This window comes from Bacillus sp. 0209A (assembly GCF_036765095.1).
In the GTDB taxonomy this organism is placed as follows: domain Bacteria; phylum Bacillota; class Bacilli; order Bacillales; family Bacillaceae; genus Bacillus; species Bacillus subtilis_G.
Genome location: NZ_JBAIZV010000001.1, coordinates 495,309 through 508,434 on the forward strand (window position 1 = coordinate 495,309; position 13,126 = coordinate 508,434).

General features: G+C 39.9%; 2 protein-coding genes. Both read right to left on the bottom strand.

What is annotated here, in order from left to right; translation table 11 throughout:
• Window positions 1-6: 6 nt before the first annotated feature.
• On the bottom strand, window positions 7-7,398 hold the full coding sequence (locus tag V6D44_RS02025) for an SDR family NAD(P)-dependent oxidoreductase (RefSeq protein WP_333516249.1): 7,392 nt from the start codon (window positions 7,396-7,398) through the stop codon (window positions 7-9).
• Window positions 7,395-13,115, bottom strand: coding sequence for an SDR family NAD(P)-dependent oxidoreductase (locus tag V6D44_RS02030; protein ID WP_202328632.1), 5,721 nt, complete (start codon window positions 13,113-13,115; stop codon window positions 7,395-7,397). Before V6D44_RS02030 ends, V6D44_RS02025 begins: the two co-directional genes overlap by 4 nt.
• Window positions 13,116-13,126: the final 11 nt, after the last annotated feature.

A 13,126-nucleotide genomic window follows, 5' to 3' on the forward strand; every position in this document is an offset into this window, starting at 1 on the left:
TGAGTGTCACTCTGTTTCATCAATAATCTCAAGAAACTGCTTTTTATGCTGTTTCTTTTGTTTATGCGAATAAGCTTTAGGCCAAAACTTTCTTTTATTGAATACGGCCGGTGTCAGCGGTTTTCGAACAATATTGTGCAATTCATCATACCCACTGACCAAAATGTGGGCGTTTGTTCCGCCAAAACCGAAAGCACTGATGCCTGCTCTCCTTTTTTCTTCTTTCCATTCTTTCAGCCTTGTATTTGGATAAAAAGGCGACTGCCCGAATTCAAAGCGAGGGTTTGGCGTTTCGCAATTCAATGTAGGCGGGATTTTTTTATGCCATAGTGACAAAATCACTTTAATAAAACTAGCCGCTCCGGCTGCGCTTAATAAGTGTCCCACATTTGTTTTCACACTGCCAACTCCGCAATATTGAGTTCGCCTTGTATTTTTTTGAAATACTTTTGTTAACGCCTGAAGTTCAATCGGGTCTCCAATCATAGTACCGGTTCCATGTGTCTCAATGTAGCTGACTGAGTCAGGCTCTATTTTTGCTTTTTCAAAGGCATCCTGAATCACTTGCTCCTGCAGTTTTGGGTTAGGAGTTGTAATGCCCATCGTTGCACCGTCATTATTAATAGCGGATGCATCAATTATACCGTATATCTGATCACCGTCAGTTTTCGCTTTTTCCAGCGGCTTTAATAATACAGCTCCAAACCCCTCACCAGGTACAAAACCGTTTGCCCTTTCGTCAAAGGTAAAACACTGACCGTCCGGAGAAAGGGCCCCGCCTTCGCTTAGCATCAAGTAAGGAACTTCATCCAGCAGCAGGTCTGCCCCGCCTGCAATTGCCATCTCTGAATCACCTTCTTTTAAACTTTGGCAAGCCAAATGAATACTCACTAACGAAGAAGAGCAAGCTGTATCCGATACGATGCTTGGGCCGTGAAAATTAAAGAAATGCGATACATGTGCGGCAATAAAGTTCTGGCTGAGACCAACTATATTATGAGTGTTTTCTTCTCGTAATTTATGACCGTACCCCCCCATTCTTGAACCGACAAACACACCGATTTTCTTTCCGGATAATTCTGTTTCTTCATAACCCGCATCCCTGACAGCCTGTACACTAGTTTCTAAAAAGTGTCTGATTAATGGGTCAGTTTGGACGGCTGTTTCCTCATGCATCCGGAAAAAAACTGGATCAAAACTTCCAATCCCATCAATAAAGCCTCCCCATTTACTAATGCTTTTTCCCTTTTCCTTTACAGGGGAATAGTATTTTTCAATGCTCCAGCGGGATTCTGGAACTTCCTTTATATGCTTTCTTCCTTTTTTTAAGTTGCGCCAAAATTCTTCTTTATTCGCTGCGCCTGGAAATTTGCATCCGATTCCAATAACGGCTATTTTTGCAGATGACGTTTGCAGCTTTTCATGTTTTTCCATATGTCTTCTTGATTCGGGTACTTTTTCAAAGACATTATGAACAGAAAAAGTGTCAAGTTGTGCCGTTTGTTCCTTCAATTGAAACCCTGTTCCCTTTACATATTCTGCAAGTTTATGAATAGTGTTGTGTTCGAAAAGTATAGTAGGATCTAAGTTCTTCTGAATAATAGCTTCTATGCGATGGATAATACTTACAAGAAGTATAGAATCTACGCCATATTCTTGAAAGGCAACAAACGGGTCTAGCTTTTCAATCGGGATGCTTAATTCTTCGGCAAAAATGCCTGACAGCTCTCCAACAAGAGCATCAGTACGGTTGTTAGAAATATCTGAAATCTCCGCTTTGCTGCTTGAAACCGCACTCAGATCACTCTTATAAGCTTTCAGAAGCGTGTCTGCCTTAAAGACTGCACTATTTTTCACAATAGGCATCATAGCAGCTGTTTTTTTGCTTAGTGCATTGCGTAAAGTTGCCATTCCTTCTTGCGTCGATAGTGAACCCAATCCTAAATCATTATATGAAGGACTCGTTACCCTTCCCATCCCCACCTCTTTCCAGCTCGGCCAATTGATAGATGTAAAATAGGATTTTCCCATTTGAAAATGATAAGCCGCAAAATAGTCCATATACGCATTGGCTGATGCATAATCAGACATCCCTTTAGATAGTTGCGGGACTTGAGCTGCAATTGATGAAAATAGAATAAAGAAATCCAACGGATCATCTTCAAAAATCTGATGCAGATTTTGCAGACCGACGATCTTTGGTCCGTAAACTGTTTTGAAATCTTCAATGCCTTTATGAATAAATGCTGGATTTCCGTTGCTGTGCTGGCCGGCACAATGAATCACTCCGCATATATCCCCGAGGTCTTTTCTGGCTTCAAGAAAAAACGAACGCAGTTTCTCTTTATCTGTAAGAGAGCCGCTGTAATACCGATAGCTAATGCCTCTCTCTTCAAGATTCATAAATAGTTTAATATTGTCGATGATCTTCTGATCTATACTTGCATCCTCCAACAAACCCGCCCATTCACTACGCAAAGGTAATGGGTGCGTGCCCGTAAGCACTAGTTTTGTTACTCCCCGTTTTACCAGTTCATCTATTATCTCCCTGCCAATGCCACCTGTTCCGCCAGTTATTACTATGGTTTTATCTAAACGAAATGAAAAAGACTCACTCGGTTGAACCCTTTCTTCTTCAAAAAACGGAATATACCTGATACCGTGGCGATAGCATACTTCAACCTCTCCAGCATGATTTTCTTGTTCATTTTCTATCATTTGCTTCAGCTCATACGGATTCTGCACACTGTCTGTATCAATTGTTTTACCATTAACATAAGTGTATTCTGAGGAAACAGCTTTTAAAAGACCGGCTAATTCTGCTCCTCTCATTCTTGGCTTCTCTGTTTTAAAAATTTGAAGGCCGTTTGTCAATTGTAGAATCGATAACGGAGATTCCTTTTTGCTCCGTTTAATAAGCTCTTGAATAATAACAATTTTCCCATACGGTATAAGATTTTGACTATCGTTGAGATTGCTGATATCAGAAAAATCGAATAGGTTCTCGATCTGCTGCTTCCGGCTCATCAAAATTTCATTGACAGCGGTGTATGCTTGTTTTTCGTCTAAAAAAGAACATTCATACAAATAATCTGATTGTCTTATAAAAGAAGAATTATGTCTTATAATAATAAGATTTTTCTCCTCTATCTCTGAGCATACAGAACGAGCAATTAATTCGGTATCATGATGCACCAATGCTATTGTTAGCCCCAAAACCGGTTTTTCTGAGTTTTTCGCAATATTAAACTCTCTCCATTTTTTTTGCAAATGGATTTTCGGAGCTGAAGCTTTCACCTCTGAATTCTTCTCAATTAGACCAGGAACCCAATAGGATTCTTTTGCAAACGGATATGTAGGGATGGAAATACGTTTGCCTGTTTGCTGCGAATACTTTTGGAATATTTTCCAGTCGATATCCGCGCCCCATGCCCACAATTGAGCGAGCTTTTCCATTTCACCGTACTCAATCACGCTTTTTACAAACTGCTCACCTGCTTTACCTTCTGTCAATGCCTTCATTTGTTCAACTTGCTGTAGAGCATGCTGATTTAAATATACGCCAGGAATACGTTGAACTTCTAGACAAACATCGTTTAATTTATCCTGTATCTCTTTCAGTGTTGAACCGACAATTGCTAATCTGGATTCCATGGCTTCCCTGCCGACTTGTGTTGTGTAAGCCAGATCTCGTAAAACTATTTCGTCCATTTGTTCTTTTCCATAGCCTTTCTTAGGAAAGAGTCTGTTAACCTGCCCAGTATACTCTTTCAATAAGTATTCCGTTATAGATTGTATTGAACGAAAATCTGTTAAATGATGCATGGAAAGCTCTATTTGAAACGTTTCGTTAATAAAACCTGTGATACTGCTTAACTCTACAGGCCCAAACCCAAATTCCGCCAGATTCTCTGTCGGATCGATTTCTTTCGGATTGACATGAATCAATTTTGAAACAAATGGTTTCAGTATTTCATTCACCTTTTCAACCATATCCGGCTGTCCGCTTCGCATTGCGGGTTTTAGAGAGTTTTTGATATACTCTTTCATTTTATCTGCATACTCGAGAAGCCTTTCGTTATTTTTTGCCGACAACAGAACGACGTGCGGCTCTTTTTCAAATTGTTCTGCCGATTTGTTGGCTTCTTCATATTCTTCCAGAATCACATGAACGTTTGTTCCTCCCGCCCCAAATGAACTGATCCCCGCTCTTCTCGGAACCGAAACCTCTTTTCCGCTTTCTTTCAGATTTGGTTTCTCCCAATCTTGCAGTGACCGTTGTACATAAAAAGGCGATGCTTCAAAATCGATATTCGGATTTAATGTCTCTGCATGAATAGAGGGGAAAAGCTTTTTAAGCTTCATTTGTATTAGAACCTTTGTCAGACCTGCAATACCTGCAGCAGCCTCAAGATGTCCGATATTCGATTTAACAGAACCGATCGAACAATATTGAGTCTGGTCCGTATATTGGCGGAACACTTTCGTCAATCCGGTTATTTCAATTGGATCTCCAAGAGAAGTACCCGTTCCGTGTGCTTCAATATAGCTGATCGTTCGAGGATCAATATCAGCTTTTTTCAGTGCGGCTCCTATCAGTTCAGATTGAGCATTAGGATTAGGAACAGTAAATCCGTTTGTTTTGCCTCCATGGTTTACTGCCGTTGCTTTTATCACCGCATAAATATGATCTCCGTCATTTATTGCATCTGCCACCGGCTTTAATAGAACAGAGCCTACTCCTTCGCCCGGTACATAACCGTCGCCGCCTGCACCAAATGTACGGCACCGCCCATCACTCGCAAAAAAGCGACTTTGTTTCAATAAAGTATACTTATTTGGATGAAGCGTAAGATTGACACCGCCTGCAACAGCAATGCTGCTTTCTCCCCGCAGAATACTTTCACAGGCTAAATGAATAGCATTGAGAGAGGATGAACACATTGTATCAACCGCCATACTAGGTCCCGTAAAATTGAAATAGTACGAGACTCTGTTTGCAATTGCAGAAAAAGGAGAACCCACGGCTAATTCATTTCCATTCATAGATTCTTCAACGCCGAAAAATTGATAACTCCCGTATGTGACTCCTGCAAATACCCCGACTTTTTCCTGAGCCAAATCTGACTTTGTATACCCCGCATCCTCTATAGTGTTCCAGACTGTTTCTAAGAAAAGCCGTTCCTGAGGATCAAGATAAGCTGCTTCTTTCGGTGATATCCGGAAAAACAAAGGATCAAATCGATCTACATTTTTAAGAAATCCCCCCCAGTTATAACAGCTCCCTTCCAACATTTCCTTTCGATCATCGGGAATTTTACTAATACAATCCCTTCCATTCAGCAGTACATTTTGAAAATCCCTAATACTTTCTGCGCCAGGATATCTGCCGCTTACTCCAATAATGGCAATATCAGCAGAAATTGAACGCCCCGGATCTTTCTTTTGTACGTTCTCTTTCATAGAGTTTGGAGCATCGGTTTTTACTGATGTTATTCTTTTCTGACGCAATTCATGTTGGGGTTTTGCAATAGGATTCAACAGTTTCAGCATGCGCTCACTATGGTGGTTCAGAAAATAATCCGCCAATTCAGTAATCGAGTGATATTCGAAAAATAAGGTTTTTGATAGTTTGCCGACATTCTGCTCTAACTTTTTGGTTAAACGCATAATCATAATTGAATCAATACCGTATTTCTCAAGATATTGTTTTTCATCAATGAATGAAGCCGATAATTTTAATTCTTCAGAAAGCAGTTTTTTCAAATAATGAATAATTTCTTGTTTTAATTCATCGTTGCGTTCATTTTTTTCATCTCGCTGTTCAAAAAGGCTATTGATTGTATCAGCACGGTTCAACGCGTCGTCAATTTTTTCTTTTTGACCTTTTACTGCAATCAGCTGTTCAGATGTCTGGCACAAGCTATCTTCTAAGGCTCGCAGCCCAGCACTTTCATCTAAAGGTTCAAGGCCGAGTTCCCTTCTCATTATTTGTATTCCTTCATAGTCAATATTCATCCCGCCGGCTGCCCACAGCGGCCAATTGACGGAAACTGTTTTTTGGGCATATCCTTTTGCTGAAATAACTGCTGCATACTGATCTAGAAAAGCATTGGCAAAGGCATAATCACATTGGCCGATTGAACCGAAAATAGATGATGTTGAAGAAAACAATACAAACAAATCAAGATTTAATTTTGTTATTTCATTCGCCAGCCATACCGTTCCGTAAACTTTCGATGCTGTTACCTGATCGATTTCTTCTTTTGTTTTTCTTAAAATAAACGAATCGCGGAGCACTCCGGCGATGTGAAAAACACCGTTTAAATGACCAAATTGATCTTTTACAAAAGTAAATACCCGCTCTGTCTCATCTTTTTTTGAAATATCTGACTGTATATACTCGATGTGAGAACCTGAGCTTCTCAAATCATTAATCTTCCGAGACTGCTCTGCAGTTAAAGAAGAACGTCCGGTCAAAATGAGGTTAGCCTTCCATTTTTCCGCCAAATATTTCGCAATAATATAGCCGATCCCGCCTAATCCTCCTGTAATCAGATAACATCCCTTACGTTTAAGCGGCTGAGATAATCCGTCAATGTTTGCGCTTTTATAACGTTTCGTGAATCGGCTACCATTTTCGTAGCGCACTTCGAATTGCGAAGTTTGATCGCCTTCACATTCTTTTCGGTAAATATCCGCAATCTCCGAATAATTGTCGATATCCATATCCTGTAAATGATTGACATTGATGATCTGATAGTGAAAATTTGGATACTCCTGATGAACCGTTTTAGCAAAAGCGCCTAAAGCGTGATGTAATGGCAGCTGAGCCTTATGTTCAGATTGAAATAGATGTTTCAGCTTTACAGTATTCTTGCATTTCATCTCAATCAATGCCTGTGTAATGTATAGAAGAGAAAATATACCGTTTTCCAGTTGTTTTTTTATTCCTTCTTGGCTTATATTATCCTGACTGTCAGACCATAAATGAAGGATGTTCTCAGGCAGCATGAAGTGATCTTGGATATACTTAAAAAGTTTTATATAGTCTGCTTTTTTCGATGGATTAATAGTAAGCGCATTGCGATTGCTGGTAGAAAATTTTTCTCCTCGACAAACAAACAAAAGGTTGCAATCCACTAATGAATCGCTTAGTTCTTTTATTTGCCATTCATTTTCAGCAAAAATAAGAACTAAGCCAGGCAAGTCTGCATTTTTCGTATTCGGAATATTTGATTCTATCCATTCAGGCTTATAATATAAAGGCGGATTATCAGTTGCTAGTTCGCCATTGTCTTGAATAGATTTTACACGGGCATATCCTTCGTCAGCCGTTATATTTCCTGTTTGGACCAGCTCAAGAATTTCGCTGATTTGTTCACGTTTTCCCCTCATGATTCTTCCCCCATTAGTTGCTTCAATACAGCCGTTTGATCAATGTCATTTGCCTCCAATTTGCGAAGCAAACAAATTAATTCATCATCGGATTGATCAGCTTTTTCAGTATAGCTATTGCTAAACACTAGCCCTTTGCATTCAGCCAGGATGCTGCCATTTGTGTCTGCAAATGTAATATGGCACGTCAAATCAATATTGTTAGATTGTTTTTCAATTTGAGTATAAATATAAAAATCTTGAGTAAAAGCTTGATAGATGGTCACTTCATTCATTCCAATCAGTTCAGCAGGGGTCCCGCCGTTTACAAATAGACCGGATGTCTGAATCGCAGACTCAAATGCAAATGGAAGAAAAGTGAAATCTCCGCTGTTTTCATAAAAGTGATCCGGAATGAAAAATAGTGACAGCATTTCACTGTTGTTTTTTGCTGTTTCAGACGCATAAGGTATTGCGAAACCATGTTCAAGCATATCCGATTTCACTTTCGAGATATCTAATACAGAAGGGAGTAAATCGTTTTCTTTTTGCTCGACAATATGCGCCTTTCCGTGAACAAGCCTTATTTTATTCTTACATGAGTTTTTTGCGTATATTTCGAATTGTGCAAAATCTTCTCGAGGCGTTAATTCTATGGTCAGCTCTTGTATGTCAGCGGCGTCGCACCTGCCTTGATTCCAAGATATTTCGGTTATTTTATTGACGGTATACCCAAATGCCTCGGACGCATTTGCTGCAGCCATTTCAATTAAAGACACAACAGAGAAAAAGGACTTTCCGTATTCTGTAAGACTCATTACAAATGGATTGTCCCTGTCGATTGTTTTCGTAAAACTGTACTGATTAAAAGTAGACGTATTAACTCCTAAGAAAGGGTGCCTTGGTTTAAGCTCGCTATTTAAAACATATTCTCTCGTCTGTTCTTTGATCCAGTACCGCTTCTTAATCAACGGCTGCCCGGGGATAGAGACTCGAAAAGAATGCCGGTTTTCCTCAAAAGCCTCCCAATCTATTGGCTCACCTTTTACCCATCTCCGTGCAACTTCTTCATAATCTTTATGAATGCGGGGAGCTTCAGCTTTAACCTCACATTTTAAAATATTTCCTGTATAGCTTGATTCACTGGTTTCCCCTCTGGTATAGCCTAAAAGTTCTTCAGCGATCGACAAGCTTGAATCTGCTACTATTGCAAGCCTTTCCTCCATATGCTCACGTCCCGTTTGCAGGGTATAGGCAATATCTTGAAGTTTCACACGATCATTCTCGTTTTGCATTTCATTTTCAGATAAAAAGCGGGCCATAACCTCCGCATACTTTTTCAAACGGTTTTTATCTTGTGCAGACAAAATAAAAATAACTCTGCTGCTTTGAGGTTGATTAGTATTCAAGGATTCATATGCTTCCAGAATGAGGTGTGCATTGGACCCCCCTGCCCCAAAAGCACTTACACCTGCTCTCAGTGGATAAACGGTTTCATTGATTTCAGGATTTTTCCATTCAGCTGTTTTCTGCTGCACTTTAAAAGGAACTTGATCAAAATCTATATATGGATTGACAGTATCGGAATGTAACGAAGGAACAAGCAGCTTATGCTTCATCTGAAGAAGCACTTTCGTTACTGCAGCTATACCGGCTGCCGATTCTAAATGACCGATGTTTGATTTTACAGATCCAATGGCGCAAGGATGATCCAATTGATAAGAGTCTCGAAGGCCCTGAATTTCAATAGGATCGCCTAATGATGTACCTGTGCCATGCGCTTCAATATAGCTGATGGAATTTGGATCAATATCAGCTTTACGAAGCGCTTCTGAAATGACTGTTGTCTGCGCATCTGGATTCGGAATAGAATATCCGCTTGTTTTTCCGCCGTGGTTAACAGAGCTGCCCTTAATCACACCATATATTTGATCTTGATCTTCAATGGCTTTTTTCAACGGTTTTAACAAAACAGCTCCTATTCCTTCGCCCGGCACATAACCATTCCCATCCTTTCCGAAGCTTCTGCATCTGCCATCACTTGATAAAAACTGTCCCATACTGAGAAATTTATATTTATTAGGGTGTAATGACAGATTCACTCCTCCGGCTAACGCCATATCGCTCTCTCCACAATGTATGCTTTGGCATGCATAATGAATAGAAGTCAAAGAGGAAGAGCACATCGTATCAAGAGCTAAACTAGGACCTTTTAAATTAAAGTAATAAGAAACCCGATTAGCAATTGAAGAGTAGACAGAAGCAGGTGTGAAAGACAGTCCGTTTTCTTCTCCTTCAAATAATTGATACTGCCCCCACATTGCACCTACAAATACACCGACTTTCATTTTTTCCAGCTTGTTTTTTTGATATCCTGAATCTTCAAAACATTCTTTAGCTGATTCTAAAAAGAGCCTTTCTTGCGGGTCCATTAGTTCTGCTTCACGAGGTGATATATTAAAGAAGAGCGGATCAAATTGATCAGTTCCGTTGACGAAGCCACCCCACTTGCTGTATGACTTCCCTATCACATCTCTTTCTTCGCTGAAGAATCCATTCAGCTCCCAACGATCAGATGGAACTTCAGTGATACAATCTTTCCCCTCTTTTAAATTCTCCCAAAATTGATTAAGATTATCAGCCATTGGGTACTTTCCGCTTAAGCCGATAATGGCTATATCTTGGTCTCTCACAACCGCAGGTTCAGCTTTTTGTGTATCACCTGCTTTACCCTTCACCAATTTCTCATGAAGGGCCGCCTTCAATTTTTCTTTGTCACCTTCAAATACAATTAGCTGAGGCAGACGCAGATAAATAGAGTCATAAAAGGCTTTAATCCCGCTGTTTTTCCTAAGGGGGATCATACCGATTTTTTCCTTCATCCAGTCTTCGGTTTGTTTATCCACTTTCATGCCCCCGTCTTCCCATAGCGGCCAGCTAATGGCTACTGAGATACCAGACCGTTCTTTATTTTGTCTCAGTCCTTCCCGCCAGTCAGCAAAAAGATCAACGAAACGATTGGCTAACGCATAATCTGTCTGACCAATGTTACCGAAGATTGAGCTGCTTGATGAAAACATTATAAAGAAATCAAGTGGTTCATCTTGCAACAGGCTGTCCAGTAAAACGGTTCCATATATTTTCGGTTCAAGCACTTTTTGAATTTCACTTTTTGTTTTCTGTATTAAAAATGCATCATTAATTATCCCGGCACTGTGTATAACACCGTCAATTTTCCCGAACTGCCGTTTAATGTTCATTATCATTCGTTCAGCATCGCGGCTATCTGAAATATCGCCTCTAATATATTGGACTGACGACCCGCAGGCTTCTATTTGTCTGATTCTGTTTTTTTTGCTTTCCGATAACTCTGAACGGCCAGCTAAAATAATACAGGCCGTTGTTTGTGCGGCAATATGTTCTGCAAATAAAAGTCCGAGGCCTCCGACGCCTCCAGTGATGAGATACACTCCATTTTCTTTAAATGCGGAGTAGGATTTATCTATGGGTTCAGCCTCTCGGAGGATACGGACAAAGCGTTCTCCCGCTTCGTAATAAATGTCAGTTTCCTCTGAAAGCACTTCAACGGATTCATTAACGATTATTCCAGCTTTTTCTTGAACTGAAATTGGTTTACCTGATAAGGAAATGCCTATTGTTTTAAAAACCATTTTCGGGTTCTCCAATGATATTGACTGTCCGGCGCCATGTACTGAAGCGTATAACGGCTGAGCGCTTTTATTATCCGCCGGATAAAGATAAAGGGATACAATCTCCTTTGATGCCTTGCTTCGCATTAAAGCCTTGCTGAAAAATAAAAGCGGGTAGACACCTTTAGAAAGCTGTTCATTTATTATGCCGGCACCGGGCGCAAACGATCCATCCGGCCATCCGTAGATCACGGTGTCAGGTATTTGCTGTTTTTGCTTTAGTTCAGATGCCAATCTTTCAAAATGAGCTTCCTCATCGTGATCTATTTCATATACACCACCGCCATGATAGTGAAAAGTGTCTCCTGACAAAACTAATATAATTTGTTCGGTATCGTTATTAAAATCACTTTGCATGTAATTGAACAGCGCCCTGTCATGCTGAAACAGCAAATACGTTTTTTTAGCTGTTTTAACGCCTTTTATAGGAATATCTTTTCGTCTCCATTGCGGCGTTAAATAAGTTGTAGCTGTAATATGGTGGTCTTTCTCAGGGTTTCTGATCGCCGAAAGCTTCTCATTATTTGCAGCAAAGTAATTTGCCAGCTCTCGAATTGTTGTATATTCAAACAACAGAGTAGGGTATAACTCCCTGCCCGACTTTTTCTCTAACGCCTTAACAACCTCCAGAAGCGTTACAGAATCTAAACCCTGCTCATAAAATCCTTTTTCAATAGAAAGGTTATCAGGGTTTATTCCTTGAACATCTGCAATCAGCAGCTGAATCTCTCTCTCTGTCATATGCGGTGAACATAAAGCTTGACCGGGTGATGCTAAATTTTCTTGTGCATTAGGATTTTCAGTCAATATCTCAGGAGTTAAGAAATGGTTATTCATTTTTTTATTTTCTTCAATATAAGCGGCCAGTTCCCGGATTGTTTTATACTCAAACAGGAGTGTCGGATACAGCTGTTCCCCGGTTTTACGCTCCAGTTCTTTGACGATACTCAACAAAGATGCAGAGTCCAACCCCTGTTCATAAAAACCGATGTCAGCCCTAATATCATGGCTGCTGATATTCGCTGTCCCAGCTATTAGTTCCTTCAGCTCTGATTCAATATCATTAATCCGCTTTTTGTTCGTTTCTTTAATTGTTTGATTGTCTTTCAGTTTAAGGATTGGATTATTTTGCAAGTTACCTGATGTCTTTTTAAGATTTTCAATTAATTCTTTAGATCGGATATGTTTGACAGATAACCGGGTAAATTGTGCGATCTTATTTCCCGATACATCGTATAAGCCATAGCTTACTCTGATAACATCTCCGGTATCATGATTTTGGTCTTGTTTCTCGATGTACACATAGCATGTATCCGACAGACGATTTATCATTTGAAATGATTCAATATGAATAGGAATATACGTTTTGAAACGGCTGGCAGCCGCTCCTTTAGTGAAATATTCCGGACATGCCTGATATAGAACTGTGATAATGGTGGATGCATCAAGAAAAGTAGGATGCATCTGAAAGTAACCGACATATTGTTTCGCTATCTTGCTGAGTTTTAACTCGGCAAGTACATAATCTTCCGTTGCATAGACTGTTCCGAGACTTTTCATAAATTCAAAATGCTCAATGTCGACTTTTCTTAAATAGGCATAGCATGTATCCATATCAGAAACACGCTCAGCTGTATTTTTTATCCTGTCAATATCTATTGAAATTAAGTCGCCGCCTGTTTTCGGCATTAGGCGGCATTGCATATTTTTATCCCAATTTTCGTTTAAAACATGTCCGTCTTTCACTTTTCTGCTTTTCGCTTGAATCTCCCATCCCTGGTGTGAACCTTGAAAGGAAATAAGAATTTCTCTGTCAAAGGTATTAGATGTTGCTACGGGCTCTAAATAGAGAATATTTTGACATTCCAGTTCTTCAATAGGCAAATCTTTGCTGAGTGCCATTCGATAAATAATATCTAAAAACGTAACACCAGGTATGATCCGGGTGCCATGCACCCGGTGATCTCTAACAATATAGTCTGTGTGTTTTATTGTTAATGTGAACTGATAGTTTTGATTACTAGCCACCTGTCTCATCC

What these genes read in the sequence shown, in the direction of transcription:
- V6D44_RS02025 (WP_333516249.1), bottom strand. Translation starts at nt 7,398, where the DNA reads ATGAGGGGAAAACGTGAACAAATCAGCGAAATTCTTGAGCTGGTCCAA.